The sequence below is a fragment of the Candidatus Igneacidithiobacillus taiwanensis genome, assembly GCF_031962545.1.
GTDB classification, from domain to species: domain Bacteria; phylum Pseudomonadota; class Gammaproteobacteria; order Acidithiobacillales; family Acidithiobacillaceae; genus Igneacidithiobacillus; species Igneacidithiobacillus taiwanensis.
This window is the reverse complement of record NZ_JAVRKK010000040.1, coordinates 1-17,771: the sequence shown is the minus strand read 5'-3', so window position 1 is coordinate 17,771 and position 17,771 is coordinate 1. Positions and strand designations below refer to the sequence as shown.

At 58.3% G+C, this 17,771-nt stretch carries 22 protein-coding genes and 1 tRNA gene; 18 read left to right on the top strand and 5 right to left on the bottom strand.

The window, feature by feature from the left end; translation table 11 throughout:
* The 4 genes from RTI30_RS07315 to RTI30_RS07300 form a co-directional block, all read left to right on the top strand.
* A partial coding sequence (locus RTI30_RS07315) for a hypothetical protein (RefSeq protein WP_312283575.1) occupies positions 1-224 on the top strand: 224 nt, incomplete at its 5' end.
* A 1-nt stretch (position 225) separates the two neighbouring features.
* A complete protein-coding gene (locus RTI30_RS07310) occupies positions 226-1,596 on the top strand; it encodes a sigma 54-interacting transcriptional regulator (RefSeq protein ID WP_312262913.1) in 1,371 nt (456 codons plus the stop codon).
* 9 nt (positions 1,597-1,605) lie between these two features.
* Positions 1,606-1,947, top strand: coding sequence for a hypothetical protein (locus tag RTI30_RS07305; RefSeq protein WP_312262912.1), 342 nt, complete (start codon positions 1,606-1,608; stop codon positions 1,945-1,947).
* A gap of 4 nt (positions 1,948-1,951) precedes the next feature.
* Positions 1,952-3,970 (top strand): diguanylate cyclase domain-containing protein, encoded by a 2,019-nt coding sequence (locus RTI30_RS07300; protein WP_312262911.1) that lies wholly within the window; start codon positions 1,952-1,954, stop codon positions 3,968-3,970.
* Here the strand turns inward: RTI30_RS07300 and msrB are convergent.
* Together msrB and msrA are read right to left on the bottom strand one after the other, a co-directional pair.
* Positions 3,956-4,414 carry a peptide-methionine (R)-S-oxide reductase MsrB gene (gene msrB / locus RTI30_RS07295; RefSeq protein ID WP_312262910.1) on the bottom strand — a complete coding sequence of 153 codons (459 nt, stop codon included), beginning with the start codon at positions 4,412-4,414 and terminating at the stop codon, positions 3,956-3,958. The two genes, RTI30_RS07300 and msrB, sit on opposite strands and share 15 nt — an antisense overlap.
* On the bottom strand, positions 4,411-5,004 hold the full coding sequence (msrA, locus tag RTI30_RS07290) for a peptide-methionine (S)-S-oxide reductase MsrA (protein WP_312262909.1): 594 nt from the start codon (positions 5,002-5,004) through the stop codon (positions 4,411-4,413). The genes msrB and msrA overlap by 4 nt, the downstream gene beginning before the upstream one ends.
* Before the next feature lie 111 nt (positions 5,005-5,115).
* On the opposite strand from msrA, the gene RTI30_RS07285 reads away from it, so the two are divergent.
* The 6 genes from RTI30_RS07285 (at position 5,116) to RTI30_RS07260 (ending at position 9,448) form a co-directional block, all read left to right on the top strand.
* A tRNA-Lys gene (locus RTI30_RS07285) sits at positions 5,116-5,191 on the top strand.
* A gap of 415 nt (positions 5,192-5,606) precedes the next feature.
* A complete protein-coding gene (locus RTI30_RS07280; RefSeq protein WP_312283574.1) occupies positions 5,607-6,692 on the top strand; it encodes a site-specific integrase in 1,086 nt (361 codons plus the stop codon).
* Positions 6,689-7,363, top strand: a complete 675-nt coding sequence (locus RTI30_RS07275) for a hypothetical protein (RefSeq protein ID WP_312283573.1) — start codon at positions 6,689-6,691, stop codon at positions 7,361-7,363. Before RTI30_RS07280 ends, RTI30_RS07275 begins: the two co-directional genes overlap by 4 nt.
* A gap of 94 nt (positions 7,364-7,457) precedes the next feature.
* Complete coding sequence (locus tag RTI30_RS07270; protein WP_312283572.1) at positions 7,458-7,682, top strand: hypothetical protein; 225 nt, start codon at positions 7,458-7,460, stop codon at positions 7,680-7,682.
* Position 7,683: 1 nt separating this feature from the next.
* Positions 7,684-7,908 (top strand): hypothetical protein, encoded by a 225-nt coding sequence (locus RTI30_RS07265; RefSeq protein WP_312283571.1) that lies wholly within the window; start codon positions 7,684-7,686, stop codon positions 7,906-7,908.
* Positions 7,909-8,014: 106 nt separating this feature from the next.
* Positions 8,015-9,448, top strand: coding sequence for a DUF3987 domain-containing protein (locus RTI30_RS07260; RefSeq protein ID WP_312283570.1), 1,434 nt, complete (start codon positions 8,015-8,017; stop codon positions 9,446-9,448).
* 1,227 nt (positions 9,449-10,675) lie between these two features.
* Here the strand turns inward: RTI30_RS07260 and RTI30_RS07255 are convergent.
* Positions 10,676-11,116 (bottom strand): hypothetical protein, encoded by a 441-nt coding sequence (locus tag RTI30_RS07255; protein WP_312283569.1) that lies wholly within the window; start codon positions 11,114-11,116, stop codon positions 10,676-10,678.
* Positions 11,117-11,281: 165 nt separating this feature from the next.
* Here RTI30_RS07255 and RTI30_RS07250 point away from each other — a divergent pair, with 165 nt between their 5' ends.
* Positions 11,282-11,500 (top strand): hypothetical protein, encoded by a 219-nt coding sequence (locus RTI30_RS07250; RefSeq protein WP_312283568.1) that lies wholly within the window; start codon positions 11,282-11,284, stop codon positions 11,498-11,500.
* Positions 11,501-11,870: 370 nt separating this feature from the next.
* On the opposite strand, the gene folB is transcribed toward RTI30_RS07250, so the two are convergent.
* Complete coding sequence (folB, locus tag RTI30_RS07245) at positions 11,871-12,233, bottom strand: dihydroneopterin aldolase (protein WP_312263373.1); 363 nt, start codon at positions 12,231-12,233, stop codon at positions 11,871-11,873.
* A gap of 53 nt (positions 12,234-12,286) precedes the next feature.
* Between folB and plsY the strand changes: the two genes are divergently transcribed.
* Positions 12,287-12,937 carry a glycerol-3-phosphate 1-O-acyltransferase PlsY gene (plsY, locus tag RTI30_RS07240; RefSeq protein ID WP_312263374.1) on the top strand — a complete coding sequence of 217 codons (651 nt, stop codon included), beginning with the start codon at positions 12,287-12,289 and terminating at the stop codon, positions 12,935-12,937.
* 45 nt (positions 12,938-12,982) lie between these two features.
* Here the strand turns inward: plsY and speD are convergent, their stop codons facing one another.
* Positions 12,983-13,384, bottom strand: coding sequence for an adenosylmethionine decarboxylase (gene speD, locus RTI30_RS07235; protein WP_248884486.1), 402 nt, complete (start codon positions 13,382-13,384; stop codon positions 12,983-12,985).
* Between the two features lie 358 nt (positions 13,385-13,742).
* Between speD and RTI30_RS07230 the strand changes: the two genes are divergently transcribed.
* The 6 genes from RTI30_RS07230 to RTI30_RS07205 are packed head-to-tail and all read left to right on the top strand — an operon-like array spanning position 13,743 to position 17,721.
* Positions 13,743-14,552, top strand: a complete 810-nt coding sequence (locus tag RTI30_RS07230; RefSeq protein ID WP_312263375.1) for an ABC transporter ATP-binding protein — start codon at positions 13,743-13,745, stop codon at positions 14,550-14,552.
* Positions 14,549-15,325 (top strand): lipid asymmetry maintenance ABC transporter permease subunit MlaE, encoded by a 777-nt coding sequence (gene mlaE / locus RTI30_RS07225; protein ID WP_312263376.1) that lies wholly within the window; start codon positions 14,549-14,551, stop codon positions 15,323-15,325. Before RTI30_RS07230 ends, mlaE begins: the two co-directional genes overlap by 4 nt.
* 16 nt (positions 15,326-15,341) lie before the next feature.
* Complete coding sequence (gene mlaD, locus RTI30_RS07220; protein ID WP_312263377.1) at positions 15,342-15,824, top strand: outer membrane lipid asymmetry maintenance protein MlaD; 483 nt, start codon at positions 15,342-15,344, stop codon at positions 15,822-15,824.
* Between the two features lie 19 nt (positions 15,825-15,843).
* On the top strand, positions 15,844-16,494 hold the full coding sequence (locus RTI30_RS07215; RefSeq protein ID WP_312263378.1) for an ABC transporter substrate-binding protein: 651 nt from the start codon (positions 15,844-15,846) through the stop codon (positions 16,492-16,494).
* Entirely contained in the window at positions 16,484-16,792 is a 309-nt protein-coding gene (locus RTI30_RS07210; RefSeq protein WP_312263379.1) for an STAS domain-containing protein, read from the top strand. The genes RTI30_RS07215 and RTI30_RS07210 overlap by 11 nt, the downstream gene beginning before the upstream one ends.
* Entirely contained in the window at positions 16,789-17,721 is a 933-nt protein-coding gene (locus RTI30_RS07205; protein ID WP_312263380.1) for an ABC transporter ATP-binding protein, read from the top strand. The genes RTI30_RS07210 and RTI30_RS07205 overlap by 4 nt, the downstream gene beginning before the upstream one ends.
* The last annotated feature ends 50 nt before the right edge of the window (positions 17,722-17,771 follow it).

The window sequence follows — 17,771 nt, the reverse complement described above, 5'->3', positions numbered from 1 at the left end:
TCGAGACGGCTGCCTGTGTGTCGGCCGAGAGCCGGGTCGACAGCCTGCAAAAGGAGCTTGCTGCCGTCCGCGCCGGCGACCCCAATTACCAGCGGCTGCAAGCAAAACTGGCCGATCTGCAGAATCGTCTCAACCAGTCGCAACAGCGCGAGGCGGATTTGCGTCGCAAACTCAACGAATTGATCCAAATTGAAAAGAGCGCGCACCTGGCGGGAGGAAGATAAGTTGGCCAAATCCGCAAAGGTGCTCCTCGTTGACGACGATGTCGATCTCTTGCGGCTGCTGTCTTTGCGCCTAAAAAATGCCGACTATCAGGTCAGCACCGCCATGAACGGGCGCGAGGCCCTCTCTCTCCTGGCCGTGGAACATCCTACCCTGGTCATCACCGACCTGAAGATGGACGAGATGGATGGCATGGCCTTACTCGACGCCATTCGCCGCGACTACCCGACCCTGCCGGTCATCATTCTCACCGCCCACGGCTCCATTCCCGATGCCCTCCTGGCCGCCAACCAAGGGGTCTTTGCATTCTTGACCAAACCCTTCGATGGCAAAGAATTGATGGCTGAGGTGGAGCGCGCGGTTCAACTCACCGCCGCCACCCCGCAGGGGAAAAAGGGGAAAGGTGACGACAGTTGGGCGCGCATCCTGACCCGCAGCGCTAAAATGCAGGCCCTGCTCGATCAAGCTCGCCTCGTTGCTGCCGCCGATGCCAGCGTCTTTATTCACGGCGCCAGCGGTACCGGCAAGGAACTATTAGCCCAGGCCATTCATCAGGCGAGCATCCGCCGCGATCGTCCCTTCATCGCCGTCAACTGCGGCGCCTTCCCGGAGCAACTCCTGGAGTCCGAGCTCTTTGGCCATAAAAAGGGCGCCTTCACCGGTGCCGCCAGCTCGCATGTGGGGCTCTTCCAAGCTGCCGACGGTGGCACCCTCTTTCTGGATGAAATTGGCGACATGCCCTTAGCCCTGCAAGTGAAACTCTTGCGTGCCCTGCAGGAGCGCCAGATCCGCCCGGTGGGATCGACGGAAACCATCCCCGTCGACGTGCGAGTGATTTCCGCCAGCCACCGCGATCTCGAACACGAAATGGCGCAGCGCAATTTCCGCGACGATCTCTACTATCGACTCTGCGTTGTTACCCTCGAGCTGCCCACCCTCGCCGAGCGTGCCGAAGACATTCCTCTCCTCGCCGAGCACTTTCTGCGCGAGGCTGCCTTGCGCAATCGTAAAGATGTACGCGGCATCGCTCCCGACGCCATGGAGCTCCTCGTTACTGCCCCCTGGCCGGGCAACGTGCGCCAGCTTGCCAACGTCATCGAGCAGGCAGTCGTCTTGTCTACCACACCGCGCATTGGTGCGCCGCTGATTCGTCATGCCCTGCGCGACCGCGATGGCGAGGTAGTTTCCCTGGCCGATGCCAAAAGTCGCTTCGAGATGAACTATCTCATCCAGATCATGCGCATGACCCGCGGCAACGTGAGTCAGGCGGCCCAACTGGCGCAGCGCAATCGCACCGAGTTTTATCGCCTATTGCGTCGGTATCACCTCGATCCAGCCGCCTTCAAGGAGGATGATGCTGGCGAAGAGTCTTGAGGAGGCCCTATGGTAAACTTTCTCGCCGTTATCGAAGTCCTGATTGCCCTGACCGTCCTCGCTTTCCTTTTCGTTACTTTTCTATACCTGGTCGCACCCCAATCTCTCGACGCCTTTTTACGGCGGATCGGGTTACAGCGCGGGATTGGCGTGTTGAACGCTCGCAACGTCTTTGCCGTGTTGCGCCAACTCGGTCTGCTGCTCCTGGTGCTTGGGCTCGTTACCCTGGCGATGATCTTTTTTCAAGCCTGGCCACGGGGCTGGCTGATTCCTGCCATTCAGGAACTGGTGATGGCGGCGATCCTGTTTTTGGTCGGCTACCTGGGTGTGAAAGGCAAGCAAAAGTCGTGATCGGATGAGCGGCATTCAGACTAGCGTTGCGCAGCAGGCCTTTACCGCGGCGGTAGCGCAGGCGGCGGCGAGTGCTTTTGCCGAGCTCATGCAGGAAAACGAAATCGCGGCGTTTCTCGACAGCCTCGATGCGGACACTCTCCAACATCTGCAGAACGCTCAGCGCGAGCATTTTGCTTGGCTGCTACAGGAGGAAGATGCCGAGACCCGCGATGCGCGCAGTCGCGCCATCGGAATGATCCACCAACGTCTAGAGCTACCCGCCGACTGGCTGGTCTTTGCCAGTGGCCTCTTTGCCACCCATCTGCGCGGCGCCTTGCAAGAGTTACTACCGAAATCGGGAGAGGAAGAAATTACTCGCCGCTTGGCCATCGACCTGGTGCAGCAACTGCGTGGTATGCGTGTGGCCAATGACGAAGAGGAGGCAATCATCGATCACATCGACCTGCTGCTCCTGAGCGAGGCCGATGAGCAGAAATTGCTGCAGAGTATGCTCGACAAAATCGTTCTCTTACCTGGGATAGACGGCGCTTGGATTGGCAAACCCCAACCCAACGGCACCCTCGAAGCCATTACCATTGCCGGCGCCGACATGGCGAGTTACCTGGAGCATGTGGATATCCGCGTCGACCAGGGCGCTACGGCACAAGGCCCCATGGGTCGCGCTTGGCGTTCCGGGAAAGCAGTCGCGGTGGCCGATTTGCAGTCGGATCCGTTGTTTGCACCTTGGCGAGAGATTGCCCAGAGCCATGGTTCTTGGCGCAGCACCATGGCTCTGCCCATTTATGTGGGCGGTACCCAGCAGGCCTTGTGCGGCATCTACAGCCGTATTCCCCGCTACTTTTCGGCCGGACAGCGCCGCCGCACCTTTCTGCATCTCGCGCGCATGTTGGGCGTTGCCCTCGAGCGGCAGGAACAGCAGGCGCGTCTAAAACGCAGTCACCGGCTCTACCAGATTTTTTTGCGCGAGGGCGACATCTTGATGCGCTCGCGTTCGCCGCAAACCATCCTGCGTCGCACCTGTCATCGTCTGGTAGAACACGATTTCTTTACCACCGCCTTTGTCCTCCAGCCCAACGCCAGCGGCTATTTCGTTCCCCTCACTGCTGCGGGTAAGACCAGCCATCTCGTCGGCCAGTTACGTCTGTCACTGGAGGATTGCGGTCCGCCAACGCTTTTTCACCGTGCTTGGCGAGAGGGACGTTTGCATTATCGCAATACGGAGGAGGAGACGTCCTACCCGGGCACGACGCTAAATTTTGCCGCCTTTGGCTGGAACAGCTTGGCGGCAGTGCCCATTCTGCATGAGGCCGCAGTGTGGGCGCTATTAGTCGTCACCAGCGATCTGTATAACTACTTTGACAATACCCTGCTCGCCACCCTGGCGCGCACGGCCAAACTCTTGGGTTTTGGATTGGATGAGTTGGCCTTGAAAAATCGCATCGAGGCAGAGCGGGAAGAGCAAAGCTGGCGCGCCGAGCACGACCCCCTCACCAGCCTCAGCAACCGCAGCGGCTATTTACGGATGCTGCCAACACTCCTGCAACGTAATCGTGAGGCCGATCGACTCTTGGCCGTGGGTATGATGGATCTCGACAACTTCAAAATCATCAACGATACCCACGGCCATGCCGCCGGCGACGAGGTGCTACAATGGATTGCCGAGCGCTTGCTCGCAGCTTTGCGTCAGGACGATCTGGTGGCCCGCTTTGGTGGCGACGAGTTCGCTTTGGCGCTAACCGACCTGCGTTCCATGGAGGATCTCGAGGCTATCCTGCGGCGTGTGGAAGAGACGCTGCGCGCCCCGATACCTCTCAGCAATGGCCACTCGGTACAAGTGGGGGCGAGCTTGGGCATCACCCTATACCCCTTTGACGAAGCCTCCGAAGAAATCCTCTTGCGTCACGCCGATCAAGCCCTCTACGCCAGCAAGGCGCAAAAGCTGCACCGATCCCGCTTCTATTTGCTCTACGATGGTCTCGACCAAGATCTCCTCGCAGACCCAGCCTCATCGCCTCGGTGAGGTATCTCCATCGGGAGCCGGCGCTTGCTCGCAGAACTCCAATGCTGCCGAATTCAAGCAGTAGCGCAATCCCGTAGGCGCCGGGCCATCCGGGAAGACATGCCCCAAGTGGCTATCGCAGCGGGCACAGCGAATCTCGGTGCGGATCATGCCGTGGCTGGTATCGCGCACTTCGCGCACATGGTCGGCAGCAAAAGGAGCATAAAAGCTGGGCCAGCCGGTGCCCGAATCAAACTTGGTCTGCGAACGAAACAGAGGCAGCTGACAGAGAGTGCAGACAAAAACACCTTGCCGCTTTTCCTCCAATAGGCCACCGCAAAAAGGTGGCTCGGTGCCATGCTCAAAAAGCACATGGCGCACCGCGGCGGATAGATGCCGGGCTCGGTGCTCGCGCTCGGCACTTGTTAGGGGTCGGAGATCATATCCGGCAGAGGATGTGTTCATGTGTCCCCCTTTTTGCGATATTGCGGAAAAATTTGTGCCAAGGCACGGATTTTCGGTTGGGCGACGGCACAGATGTAGGGTTGCTCCGGATTCCGGCGAGCGTAATCCTGATGATAGTCCTCCGCGGTATAAAAGGCCTCTAAGGGCTCGATCTCGGTCACTATGGGCTGGACGAAGTAGCGCTCTCGCTCGAGTTGCGCGATGTAGGCACGGATCATATCGGCCTGGGCATCGTTGAGGAAAAAGATGGCAGAGCGATATTGGCGACCGATATCGTTACCTTGGCGGTCCTTTTGCGTTGGATCGTGCGCAACGCCAAAAAACACCTGCAGGATCTGGCCAAAGTGCAATGCCTTGGGGTCGTAGCGCAAATCGACGGCTTCCGCATGGCCAGTGGCACCACTGCATACCCGCTTGTAATCAGCATCCGCAGCAGTGCCGCCGGTGTAGCCCGAAGTCACCGAGAGTACACCGTGCAGATCTCGATACACGCCCTCCACGCACCAGAAACATCCGCCCGCCAAAACAATCCGCCCGGGGGCATCAGCCTCGGGATCCTGCCATTCCGGAACTGGTACAGAGACGGCCATTTGCAATCACTCCCCTTCCATACCCAATGCCAACGAGTCTAGGGAGCCCACCGCCTGCTGGCAAGGCAGTTGACCCTCGTACCTTGGGCAACGCATAATCTTGGGCCCCTGGGGGGTGTAGCTCAGCCGGTAGAGCAGCGGCCTTTTAAGCCGTGGGTCGAGGGTTCGAATCCCTCCGCTCCCACCAAATAAAACAAGGGCTTATGCTTCCGCATGGGCCCTTTTCTTTTGCCCGCGGGACACTGGTGGGACACCAAGCCGCAAGCATGGGGCAAAAATCGCAACCATATGCAGACCCTCAACACCCTTCCCGAATTGTGGATAAGTGCCCTTTTTTGGCTGGAACTGTCCCATGAGTGTCCCATGGGGAGAAAAGCCGGAAGAATTTCCTTTATAATTCATTGCGTTGTGTTTCTTATGCTTCCCCTTTGATAGCCGTTGTTGCGCTTTATTGCCGTGTTGCTATACTGGAAACAGACAGGCCGAGCAGGTGCGTCAACACCTAACCCGGCCCTACCAAGGCAAACTGAGATGGAGCCGCCAATGGATAAGTACAGTTTACCGCATACAGCGCCAGCCCTCACCCTTTGGAGGGCCTGAGCATGGCTACCATAGAGAAACGCCAGAACGACGACGGCAGCGCATCCTATCGCGTCAAGGTGCGCCTCAAGGGGCAGCCGGTACAATCCGCCACCTTTAAACGCCTTACCGATGCCCGCCGCTGGGCACAGGCAACAGAGGCCGCCATTAGGGAGGGGCGTTATTTCCAGACCACGGAAGCCCGCAAGCACACCCTGGGCGACGCTATCGAGCGGTACGAGCGCGAGGCCATGGACCATATTCGCACCCAAGCCGACAGGTTGCGTCATCTGGCATGGTGGAAACAGGAGCTAGGCCACCTTGCGCTTGCAGACGTAACCCCCGCCGCCGTCAAGCAGGCAATGGAGCGCCTAGCCGCCGAGCCGAGCGCCCGCCCTCTCTCTGGTGGCAAAGAGCGCCTACGGAGCGCCGCCACCCTGAACCATTACCGGCAGGCACTTGCCTCTGTCCTGGCCGTTGCCAGTCGTGAATGGGAATGGATGGATAAATCCCCTATGCCCAAGGTGAAAAAGAAACAAGAGCCAAGGGGCCGCGTTCGCTACCTTTCTGACGATGAGCGCGCGCGCCTGCTGGAAGCCTGCAAAGGATCCAGCAACCCTGATCTATACCTTGCCGTCCTGCTGGCGTTGACCACTGGAGGCAGGCAAGCCGAAACCATGGGCGCATCATGGCGGCAGATTGACCTGAACCGCGCCACCCTCACGCTGGAAGAAACGAAGAACGGCAGCCGCCGCACCCTGCACCTTTCCGCCCCCGTCCTGGAGTTGCTCAAGGAACGGGCCAAGGTTCGCCGCCTGGATACGGACTTGCTCTTTCCTTCCAAGGCAAATCCGCGCAAGCCCGTTGATTTGCGCCAGCCGTGGGAAGCGGCACTCAAGAAAGTGGGAATCCAGGACTTCCACTGGCACGATTTGCGGCACACCTTCGCAAGCGTGGCCGCCATGGACGGGGCCACCCTGCCCGAACTCGCCGCCCTGCTGGGACATAAGACGCTGGCGATGGTGCAGCGCTACGCCCATCTAAGCCCTGCCCATACCGCCAGCATTACCGAGCGGCTGGCCGCCAAGCTAATAGGGGGCAACGCATGAGGCGGTTTGTGGCCAAGTATGTAGCCCTGAGCCAGAAGCAAGCCCATCGGCGCGAACGATTGCGGGGGCTGGTTGACCAGGCAGGCATCAAATACGGGCTAAACAGCCTCCAACGGCAAGCCTTCTTCAAAGCCCTGTCCACCATACCGCCGGAGATTGAGAGCGCGCAGAAGGCAAAATTTGCCCAAGACAACGGCATTATGCCCAATGGAATCATTGGCATGTCCGAACCCTTGCCGGAAGTCATGCGGGATTCTGCCATCGCCATGTATGCCGCCCGTTCCGTTACGTTCAGGGATCTTCAGGACGGGGGCACGATTCCGGCCGTCACGGAGGAAGACATGCCCCCCGCCACACGCAAAGCTGCCCTGCGCAAAGGGCGCGCATGGTTTTCCACCCTCAACAGCAAGCCCTGGAGGCACGGCAAGGGGAGGCCAAAGGACGATCTGTTCAACTCCACCGTGCAAAACCTATCTCACACTATCACCGAAGCCCTGAGCCTTCCCCTTGGCCGCGTAACATTCACCCGCGATCCTTACGATAAGTCGCTTGCGAAAGGCCCTGCTTTCGATCTCCTTTGTGCAACTCTGGAGCTTTGGTTTTTTGCACGGACTGTCTCTGCAGAATCGGTTGCCAGCCTACTGAGCCGCAGCACGACAAACTCCAAATAATCTTTTGAGATATGGGAACGACTTATTCCCATTATTACGGGCAACACTTCCGAATCATCCTGACCTCACGCCCACAATTTATGAGGATTCAGAGATGTCTACACAAACGAAACAGACCCAACAGCTTTTCACTGTAAACACCCTGGCCGACTACGATCCAGCCGCGTTCACCAAGGGCGGTCTGCGCCACCTGATTTTCCAGCACGGGGAGGAATTGGAAGCCGTCGGCGCTGTTATTCGCCTTGGCGCGAAGATTCTCATCGACCGGGAACGTCTTTTGGATTGGCTCCGGGAAGGTAATGCAAGGCGGAGGGGCTGAGATGGCACAAGCTGCGCGGACGATCACCAGAAATATAGGTGGAGGGGTATCTGTAACCTTCACGGTCCCCGATCACGTTACCCCAGGGACCGTTTCTTACATGACTGCGGAGTGGGACCCGGATATTCCCACCAAGATGAGCGGCAAAATGAAAAAAAACTATAAACGCGCCCTCAACGAAGCTGTGGCGCTTGTGGGTGTGAAAGCCCTAATTATCGAAGTTTGAAAGTAAGGCCGCCACCTTCAGCCAGGAGCAGCCTTAACGAGATTACGGAGCATAACCTTATGTATAACCTAACTTATTTACCTGATGGTAGCAAGACGGGGGCGTTATGAGTGCCTACAACGCTGCCGAAGAAGCCATTCATGACCAGGACGACGACGAGAAGGACGCAATCACCCCGCCGCCTGTTCCTGATATCGCAGCCATGCTTTATGGGATTATCGGAGAGATCGGAAAAGCTGGCGCTGCTGGCCGCGAAGTTCATCCCGTTGCCGTGGCCGCCGCCGCCTTGGCTTGGCTATCCGCAGAGGTTGGGCGCGACATATATCTGCCCATCGGTGATACCTATCACCACGCCCGCTTATTCCTCCTGCATGTTGGTCGGACAGCGCGTGGCGGCAAAGGTGACAGCTTGGGGCTGGTGAAGCGCATCCGCTCCGAGGTAGCTCGCACCCATGACGGCCTGCTAGGGCAGGAGCATAACGGGGGCTTGTCTACCCGCGAAGGGATCACACTATCGATTCATGACGGATACACCCTGGGCAAGCAGGAGTTCCCGGCCATCACAGACAAGCGCCTCTGGATCGTGGAATCCGAGTTTGCTAACGTCCTGGCCCAAGGCAAGCGCGACGGCAACACCCTATTGCCTGCCTTGCGTGACCTATGGGACGGCATCAGCCTCAAGCCCCTCAACAAGTCCTCGCGTATTTGGGTCAGCGATCCCCACGTTTCCCTGCTGGGGAACATCACGCCGCATGAACTCCGAGCCAGATTTGAGAAGGGCGAAATCATGGGCGGGACACTCAACCGCCTCATGATAATCTGGGCAGAGCGTACATGCCTTGTTCCATTCCCAGCGCAGACGAACGATGGGACTGTGGCGGATCTTGCGGGCAAGGTGGCTTCTGCCCTCTGTTGGGCAAAGGGCGAGTATCCGAACAAACAAAACAGCCGTATGGCGTCCATATCGCCCGCCGCCGCCGACCTTTGGATGAGCGAATATAAGCGGCTTCGCGCTCCCCACCCAGCCGGGGAGATCATCGCCGCCGCTACTGAGCGCCGAGCAGCCTACGCCATGCGCATTGCGCTGCTGTTCGCTATCCTGGACCAGTCGCTGACCATCGAAGCGCATCACTTGCGGGCAGGCATCGCCTGGGCTGATTACGGAGCCGAGAGCGCCGCCTATGTCCTAGCCGTGTTAGACGGCGACAGCCGCAACCGCGAGAAGGAAAGCAAGCTGCTGGAGTTCCTGGGCAACCAACCCGGCAAGGAAGCTGACCGCTGGGCCATCACAAAGGTATGCTTTAAGAACCGCTTATCAGGTGCCGATCTGGACAAGATCCTCACCCCACTCCTAGAGGACGGCCTGATCCTGCGACGCGAAGAAAATCCAAAGGCCGGAGGGCGCAAGAGAGTCGTTTATTCATTGACCACCGCGAAGAATGCGAAGAATGCGAAGAATGAGCAACGGCAGGGCGTTGAGGGCTGCGAAGAAACTGCGAAGTATGGCGAAGTATGGGCACCTGCCGGTCAAACTTCGTAAACTTCGCGCAACCTTCGCACCGCTGAAACCCTTATGGATATTGATTCTTCGCAAACTTCGCAAACTTCGCGCCTAAGCAAAGAAATTTGCCCTCAGTGCGACGGTGGCGGCTGCCCACTGTGTTGGGATGATGACGAGATCATCGAGGAACAGACGGTATGAGCGCCCGCGCCGTACTCTTGGAGATCATCGCCGCCAGGTCCACCGTTCAGACAAAGGGGGAAAACTTGCATCTTCGGAAGATCCCCCGCCGCCTAGCGCTCCGCCTGGGGCTTCTACGGGGCACGAATTGTCACCGTGGAAGCGAAGCCATGGACGACGAAGGCCACCCAGAAAAAGGGCAGGACGCATCGGAAGGCGGTCGGCGGCCATAAATGCGATTTAAGGCTGGTTGATAGTGGCAGCAGTAGGAGAAAGCGCCCCTATCGGTAAGGTGGCCTTAAAAGGCTCGTATGGGGCAGGAAGTGGCATCTGGCACTACGCAGGCGAGATGGTCGATGAAAATTCAGGCACCCGCGTTTGAAGATGAGTACGGGCGCATGACCATCACCGTCCTGATCACGTCATAACGAGCGCCAGGAGGTCCCAGGCTGGTCGATTGTAAGGTATTAAAAACGAGGGGAATTGCGCCAGCGGTGTAACGTCTGGATTTTTCTCTGTGAAAAAAAGTCGCCATGCACGTTCCCCCCCCCAGAAAAATTTGTAACCGTTTCAATATAATCAAATGGTTAGGTAGTCCGCTTTACTCCGCTAAGGCGATTTAAGGCGGGGTAAAGGGGTGGGGTGGTAGGGTAGTACGAGACAGGGGGTTAAAATCGAAATTTGGGGCATTATCGGGGCAGGAGTGAGCATGGGGGTGGTGATGTCTGGGGTAGGGGTTCGCTGGCTTGGGTTAGGACGTGATAGGGAAGTGCTGGGGTTTGTATTGTGCCACATGACGCTTGCAGGTTAGTGCTTGTAGATCAATTAGTTATCCTAAAATGGCACGATGGGTGACAAAGATTGACACACTTTTGAAATAGTCCCTATTAAGGCGATAGCAGTTCCCTTGTTTTTATGAAGTTTTTCGGCTACGGCGCTTCTCAGTCGAGATAAAGGCGGTAGGTGGGAATGAGACTGTTTCGCAAGCAATTGACCAGGGCGGAAGCTCATGGCGGCGGCATTTCATGCGGATCGCTGCAATGCCATTCCGCAGATTGCTTCCTTCGAGATTTTGCGGTTATTACGTCAAAACATCAGTCTGAACTCAGCGCCGGCGGTAGTCCGACATACGCCTGCCCCGCCGCCAGACCATGTGTTGTAGTAAGCCTGGCAATCAAGGGTTGTTCCCTTGTCGCCGACCAGAATGGCCTCTATCGGCTCTGTTCCTGGGACAGTCTGACCAAAGCCGGACCCGAAGGCACCCACACCGCCCGCCTGTGCGCTGGCAAAACCATAGGAAATCGATCCGCTGTTTAAAACGCGGTACTGGCCCTTAAGAACTTCGCCTGTTGGCAGCTTGCAAGTGATTGTCCCCCGTCCTATCCCGGTTTGGTGAATGGTTGCATGAAGGATGCCATCCGCTTGCGCTTGGGCGTTCAAGGGATACAGTGTGGCGTGATAAGTCGCGCACCCTGAGAGGGCGAACGCAATCCAGAAAGATGCAGACAGTCGCGTGAAGATGTTCATAAACCCTCCCCTAGCTCGTCCTTGGTGGTGATTTTAGTCGATGCCCTACAGGCTGCTTGTTGTGCCACATGAAGTCTGCCAAGCGCAAGAAAAATCCACTGTTTCAAGTTGTACCTCCCCCCATCGTGTTATAGTCTGCCAATACCAACGACTACGGAGACTACTATGGAACAAGATACACACCTGCCAAAAGGCTTGGAGCATTTGGTAAGGATCAGCGCCGACGCCCACGAGGCTTTCAAGGAAATACCAGCGGCATCCATACCCAAGGAACTGGAAGGCTTTGCCGACAAGCTGGAGGCCATCCGTGAACTGAGCCACAAGCTGCTTGTTGACCTGGATTGGCTAGAATATGCCGCCAAGAGACTGCGCAAAGGGTCATAAGGGAAACATGATCCCGGAATGGGCAAAGTCATTACCAAAGAACCCGAAAGATTCAGCGGATGCCGAGATCGGCAACCAGTACCTTGTCACCCATCGGGGGCGAACCATGGTGATGGAGTATTTGGGCAACGGTAGTTATCGGGTTATCCATAACGGCCATACCCAAGCCGACCGGACGCTTGATCCGTGGGACACTGGCGGGACACTCAGGGGCAAATAATGCCTGATATACACGATAAGCTACAAAAAGAGGGAGCGTGTAACATGCTGTATTCTTTGCTATAGCGTGCCGTGGCTTGCGGCGGATTGCCCGAAACCGGCCCCCTTTTAAGCCGTGGGTCATGGGTTCGAATCCCATCGCTCCCACCATTCATTTCGTGGCTTGGCCACGCTCAATACGCACCCCAACATCGCGGGTGCCGCGCACGGCGGCAGGCTTGTGGACCGCAACGCGAACCCACGGGGCGCCAAATTCTTCGCGCACAATGCGGGCAATTTCCTCGGCCACCGTCTCGACCAGCTCGGTTTCGGCCCCCTCCAAGTAGTCAACCAGGCGGTCGCAGACGGTCTGGTAGTTGATGGTGGCCTCTACCTTGTCGGTGCGCGCCGCCCGCGCCGCATCGGCGGCAATTTCCAGATCGATAAGAACGGTTTGCGGGACCTCGCGCTCCCAGTCATAAATCCCGATCCGGGTCTGTACCTTGAGTTCGCGCACAAAAAGGGTATCCACCATGGGTTCTCCGTTCCTCTACCGGGCAAAGCCTGTTCTTTGCCGGTGAATCCTTTATGATACCATTTTCGCGCTTGGCTGCCATTGGGGGCGTGCCGCTCTTGGAATTTTACTCGCACTGGCTGGTTTTGTTCTGGTGTTTGGGGGGCTATCTGCTCGGCTCCTTGGCTACCGCCATCTTCGTCAGCCGTGCCCTCGGTCTGCCCGACCCCCGCCAAGCCGGCTCGCAAAATCCTGGTGCTACCAACGTCCTCCGCCTTGGCGGCAAGAAAGCCGCAGCCCTTACCTTGCTTGGCGATCTGCTCAAGGGCTTGTTGCCCGTGTTGCTCGCGCGCCTCATAGGCCTGCCCGCCTGGGGGGTGGCACTTGTCGCTCTGGCAACCTTTCTGGGGCATCTCTACCCGGTGTATTTTGGCTTTCGCGGCGGTAAGGGAGTTGCCACCACTCTTGGTATTCTGCTCGCGCTGTCTCCCTACCTGGGGCTCGCTACCCTGGCCACATGGCTGCTCGTTTTTGCCGCCAGCCGCGTTTCTTCGCTCTCTGCCTTGCTAGCCGCCATCACCGCGCCTCTCTACGCTTGGTTTTTGTTAGCCTCGCCAAGCCTGCGCTGGCTCGTCGTTGTTCTAGCCCTGTGGGTGCTTTGGCGGCACCGCAGCAACATACAACGTTTGCTGCGCGGGCAGGAAGGCGCCTTTCGGCGGCCATAAAAAAGGGCACCCCTTGCGAGGTGCCCGTTGCGATATCGCATCTACTCAAGCACAGAGAGCCGGCTTTACCCGTACCTCGTGGCTGGGTACTCCCATCATCTCGACCTGACCGCGCTTCATCTCCATGGTGGAGACCTGCGCCGCGCCAAAAGCTTCCTTGAGGAAGCTCAGGGCATCTTCGGGCTGGATGACATCGCCGCAGGTAAAAACATCGACTGCAGCATATCCGTACTCCGGCCAAGTGTGAATCGCTAGGTGCGATTCGGCGACGATGACCGCCCCGCTCACTCCATAAGGAGAAAAGTGGTGGAAGGTCTGGGTGACGATGGTGCAGTTGGCACGCCGAGCGGCCTCAAGCATAGCATCGGTTACAAAATCAACATCCGACAAGGTACTGCTGTCGCATCCGTAAAAGTCAGCGACGATTTGATGTCCCAATGAGCGCATCGGTGCCCCCCCCTAACAAGCTAAAAAGGTTAAGAAGCAGCTCCCGTGCACCCCCAGACAGTACTTGGTTTTATGCCCTACCTTGCTGGAACCGGCTACGCCGCGCTCCAATTCTCTTAAGGACTGACCCCCTTAGTAACTGCTTTCGGTGCCGTGGAAACAGAGCCGCAACTATACGCTTTTTGCAGCGCGATGCAAGACCCGAAAAACGCTGCATTACCACCGATAGATCAACGAGTTTTGTCATTGTTTTGCAAGAATTGGGCGCTCGTTCACCACCTGTAATACCCCAGATTCGCTTCGCGACACCGAGGGCGATTATAATCACCGCCATGAAGCGAACGGAGCAAAGGCCGAGGTGAGCAAGAATCTTGTCGAGATACGCGGACTGCATTTTGCCCGCGGCGAGCGGCCGGTTTTGGCGGGGGTCGACCTGCAGGTGCCGCGTGGCGCGGTGGTGGCGATCATGGGGGCAAGTGGCGGTGGCAAAACGACACTACTCAACCTCATTGCCGGCAGCCTTGCGGCCCAACGCGGCGAGGTCATTGTCGCCGGCCAAAGTCTCAACCGACTCCCGACGGCTGAACTCTATGCCCTGCGTCGGCGCATGGGCATGCTCTTTCAGCACAGCGCTCTCTTTACCGACCTGAGCGCCTTCGAGAATGTTGCCTTTCCGTTGCGGCGCCACTTCCGGCTGCCGGAGTCCTTACTCCAGAAACTGGTGTTGATGAAGCTCGAGGCGGTAGGCTTGCGTGGTGCTGCCGATCTACAACCAGCCGAGCTCTCCGGCGGGATGGCGCGGCGGGTGGCCTTGGCGCGCGCCGTCGCCATGGACCCGATGCTGATTCTGTACGACGAACCCTTCACCGGCCTCGACCCCATCAGTGTAGGGATCATCGCCAGCCTGATTCGTCGTCTGAACGATGCCCTGGGGGCGAGCAGTATCGTCGTCAGTCACGATGTGCGCGAAACCTTCTCCATTGCCGACTATGGCTACATTCTTGGCGGCGGCAAGATCATTGCCGAAGGGACACCGGAAGCCCTGCAGGCGAGTACCTCGCCACTGGCCCAGCAGTTTCTACAAGGCGCCCCCGAAGGGCCGGTGCCCTTTCACTACCCCGCGGCCAACAGTTTTGCCCGGGACCTTGGTTTGGAGGGAGCAACGTGAGCGATTCCTTTGTACCTCGCCTGGGGCACGTGGTCTGGGAGACGGTACCGCGCTTAGGCAGCGCCACGCGGCTGCTCCTTGCTGGCCTCGGTGCCGTGTTCGATCGCCATTTCAGCCTGCAACAATGGTTGCGCCAAGTATTTACTCTCGGCGTGCTGTCCTTGGCGTTGATGATCGTTGCCGCCCTCTTTACCGGCATGGTACTGGGCTTCCAGGGCTACTATGCGCTGGTACACTTCGGCGCCACTTCTGCCCTCGGCACCCTGATTGCGCTGTCGCTCCTGCGCGAACTCGGCCCGGTGCTCACCGCGTTGCTCTTTGCCGGCCGCGCCGGTTCGGCCCTGACCGCAGAAATCGGCTCGATGAAGTCCTCGGAGCAGCTGGCGGCGATGGAGATGATGGCCGTCAACCCCTTGGCGTGGGTGGTCGCACCACGCCTGTGGGCGGGGATCTTCGTCGTGCCGATTCTCTGTGTCATCTTCGATCTGGTAGGCATTTTTGGCGGTTACTTGGTTTCGGTGCCGGTATTGGGTGTGGATGGCGGCACCTTTTGGGCGCAGATGCAGTCCAACATTACCCTGCGCGGCGACATCCTCAATGGGCTGTTCAAGGCGCTGTGTTTTGGCCTGGTGGTGACCTGGATTGCAGTCTGGCAGGGGATGTCGGCGCGCCCGACTGCCGAAGGCGTGGGCGCGGCAACGACCCGCAGCGTGGTAATGGCTTCTCTCGCGGTCTTGGGTTTGGACTTCATCCTGACCGCTTTGCTTTTTTGATGCTGAGGAAAGAATCATGAGTCAACGGGCAATCGACTGGTGGGTAGGGATCTTCGTGCTCCTGGGGATTGCAGCCCTGGCAGTACTTGCCCTGCGCGTCGGCAATCTATCGGGTTTTGCCTACGGCAACGGCTATGTGCTGCATGCCGACTTCAACAACGTTGGCAGCCTCAAGGATCGCAGCCCGGTCAAGCTCGGCGGGGTGACGATTGGCGAGGTGACGCATATCGCCATAAACCCCAAGAACTTTCGCGCCGAGGTCACGATGCGCATCGACCCGCGCATCAAGCTTCCCATAGATACCGGTGCGTCGATATATACCCAAGGCTTGCTCGGCGAGCAGTATATTGCCATCCAGCCCGGCGGCATGCCGCAAAACTTGCAGCCCGGGGCCACCATCACCCTCACCCAGGGTGCGGTGAACATCGACCAGCTCATCGGGCAGATGGTTTTTGACAAGGCCAGCGGAACTTCTTCCTCCGGCACCAGCACACACTAAAAACCCAAGGAGACAGCGGATGCGAAGCACAACCCCCTTTCACAAAGTATGGCTACTAACGGTATTTCTGCTCACCTTGGCCCTGAGCCCGGTAGTGTATGCCGCCGATGATGGCGCTGCGGCGGCCGCGCAGGTAGTGCAGAACATGACCAACCAAGTGCTGCAGATTCTGCAGCAACATGAGGGCAAACCGGTTACGCCAGCGCTAAAAAAGGAAGTTGCCGACGCCATCGTGCCGCACATCGATTTTCAGACCATGTCGGCGTACGTGATGGCCAGCTATTGGCGGCAAATGAACGCTGCGCAACAGAAGGAATTTACAAAACTTTTCGAAGAGTTGCTGATCAAGACCTATAGTAACGCCCTCAATCAATACCACGGACAGACCGTGAAAGTGCAGGGAAGTCAGCAGATTTCGCAAAACCCGCCGGTGGCCCAGGTCAACATGACCATCCAGCAAGCCCAGGGCAAAGATATCCCCATCATCTATGCTCTGATCCGATCCAACAAGCAGTGGCGGATCTACAATATCTATGTCGATGGCGTCAGCTTGATCCTCAATTACCGCCAAAGCTTTGGCAACACCGCCAGTGAGCGCGGCATTCCCGGCCTGTTGCGGGAATTACGGAGCAAGGTGGCAGAAGCCGGAAACGAGGCGCATGGCGGGTAAGGCAATTTGGGAACGGGATGGGGCCGCAGGACTGCATCTGCGCGGCGACTGGCGCCTGGATGCCCTCAATCAAACGTTGCACCGGGATGCCAAGATCCTGTTGCGTCAGCCCTGGACGCAACTCTCCCTCGCCGAAGACACGGAGGTTGATAGCGCCACCTTGGCCTTCCTGCTCGATTGGCAGAGCGCCCAGCGCGCACTGGGCAGCCCGGCAACGATTCTCCATCCGCCACCGGCCCTGGAGGCCTTATTGCAGCTCTATGGCCTCGAGGGCCTCTGGCGCACGAGCAGCACATGACGGAAATCGCTGCCGTCCATTTGCGCAGTCTGCGCAAGAGCTATGAAAACGGCTTCCTCGCCCTCGCTGGTGTCGATCTCGATGTGCAACCTGGCGAGTTCTTTGGGCTGTTGGGCCCAAACGGCGCCGGCAAATCCACCCTGATCAACATTCTCTCCGGTGTCGTGCGGCGCTCCAGTGGGATTGCCGAGATCTTTGGCTACGACGTCGAGGCCAACTACCGCCAAAGTCGTCAGCTCCTTGGGGTGGTGCCCCAGGAATTGGCCTATGATCCTTTCTTTACGGTGCGCGAGTTTTTGCGCTGGCAGTCGGGCTACTTTGGTCTGCGCCACAATGATGACTGGATCGACGAGCTCATGGCCGAGCTCGACCTGAGCGACAAGGCCAATACCAATCTGCGTAATCTCTCCGGGGGTATGAAGCGCCGGGTGCTGATCGCCCAGGCCTTGGTACATCGCCCCCCCGTCGTCGTCCTCGACGAGCCGACGGCAGGAGTGGACGTAGAATTGCGCCAGAGCCTGTGGCGTTTTGTGCGGGACTACAATCGCCGCGGCCATACCGTCATCCTCACCACCCATTATTTGGAAGAGGCGGAGGAGCTTTGCGAGCGGATTGCCATTCTGCAGCAGGGACAAATCATTGCCCTCGACCACAAAGAGCGCTTGCTCGCCAAAAGTCGACGCTGCCGCACCCTGACGGTGCAGTTTGACCGCGACCCTGGCACCCTACCCGACCCCTTACCAGAGATTCTCCTGGGCGCCAACGGCGATACCCGGGTTTTGCAGGTGGATGCGCTGCAGCACCCGATGCACGAGGTGCTACGCATTCTGCAGGGGCTACCGGCGCAGATTCTCGATCTGCATCTGCAGGAGCCGCGGCTGGAAGAGGTCTTTACCGATATCCTGCAGGAGGCGCGCGGCCATGGCTGATACCCTGCGCCTCGATCTGTTTTTGAAGATGTCACGGCTGATCAAGCGCC

What these genes read in the sequence shown, in the direction of transcription:
- RTI30_RS07305 (WP_312262912.1), top strand. Translation starts at nt 1,606, where the DNA reads ATGGTAAACTTTCTCGCCGTTATCGAAGTCCTGATTGCCCTGACCGTC.
- RTI30_RS07300 (WP_312262911.1), top strand. Translation starts at nt 1,952, where the DNA reads ATGAGCGGCATTCAGACTAGCGTTGCGCAGCAGGCCTTTACCGCGGCG.
- msrB (WP_312262910.1), bottom strand. Translation starts at nt 4,414, where the DNA reads ATGAACACATCCTCTGCCGGATATGATCTCCGACCCCTAACAAGTGCC.
- msrA (WP_312262909.1), bottom strand. Translation starts at nt 5,004, where the DNA reads ATGGCCGTCTCTGTACCAGTTCCGGAATGGCAGGATCCCGAGGCTGAT.
- RTI30_RS07280 (WP_312283574.1), top strand. Translation starts at nt 5,607, where the DNA reads ATGGCTACCATAGAGAAACGCCAGAACGACGACGGCAGCGCATCCTAT.
- RTI30_RS07275 (WP_312283573.1), top strand. Translation starts at nt 6,689, where the DNA reads ATGAGGCGGTTTGTGGCCAAGTATGTAGCCCTGAGCCAGAAGCAAGCC.
- RTI30_RS07270 (WP_312283572.1), top strand. Translation starts at nt 7,458, where the DNA reads ATGTCTACACAAACGAAACAGACCCAACAGCTTTTCACTGTAAACACC.
- RTI30_RS07265 (WP_312283571.1), top strand. Translation starts at nt 7,684, where the DNA reads ATGGCACAAGCTGCGCGGACGATCACCAGAAATATAGGTGGAGGGGTA.
- RTI30_RS07260 (WP_312283570.1), top strand. Translation starts at nt 8,015, where the DNA reads ATGAGTGCCTACAACGCTGCCGAAGAAGCCATTCATGACCAGGACGAC.
- RTI30_RS07255 (WP_312283569.1), bottom strand. Translation starts at nt 11,116, where the DNA reads ATGAACATCTTCACGCGACTGTCTGCATCTTTCTGGATTGCGTTCGCC.
- RTI30_RS07250 (WP_312283568.1), top strand. Translation starts at nt 11,282, where the DNA reads ATGGAACAAGATACACACCTGCCAAAAGGCTTGGAGCATTTGGTAAGG.
- folB (WP_312263373.1), bottom strand. Translation starts at nt 12,233, where the DNA reads ATGGTGGATACCCTTTTTGTGCGCGAACTCAAGGTACAGACCCGGATC.
- plsY (WP_312263374.1), top strand. Translation starts at nt 12,287, where the DNA reads ATGATACCATTTTCGCGCTTGGCTGCCATTGGGGGCGTGCCGCTCTTG.
- speD (WP_248884486.1), bottom strand. Translation starts at nt 13,384, where the DNA reads ATGCGCTCATTGGGACATCAAATCGTCGCTGACTTTTACGGATGCGAC.
- mlaD (WP_312263377.1), top strand. Translation starts at nt 15,342, where the DNA reads ATGAGTCAACGGGCAATCGACTGGTGGGTAGGGATCTTCGTGCTCCTG.
- RTI30_RS07215 (WP_312263378.1), top strand. Translation starts at nt 15,844, where the DNA reads ATGCGAAGCACAACCCCCTTTCACAAAGTATGGCTACTAACGGTATTT.
- RTI30_RS07210 (WP_312263379.1), top strand. Translation starts at nt 16,484, where the DNA reads ATGGCGGGTAAGGCAATTTGGGAACGGGATGGGGCCGCAGGACTGCAT.
- RTI30_RS07205 (WP_312263380.1), top strand. Translation starts at nt 16,789, where the DNA reads ATGACGGAAATCGCTGCCGTCCATTTGCGCAGTCTGCGCAAGAGCTAT.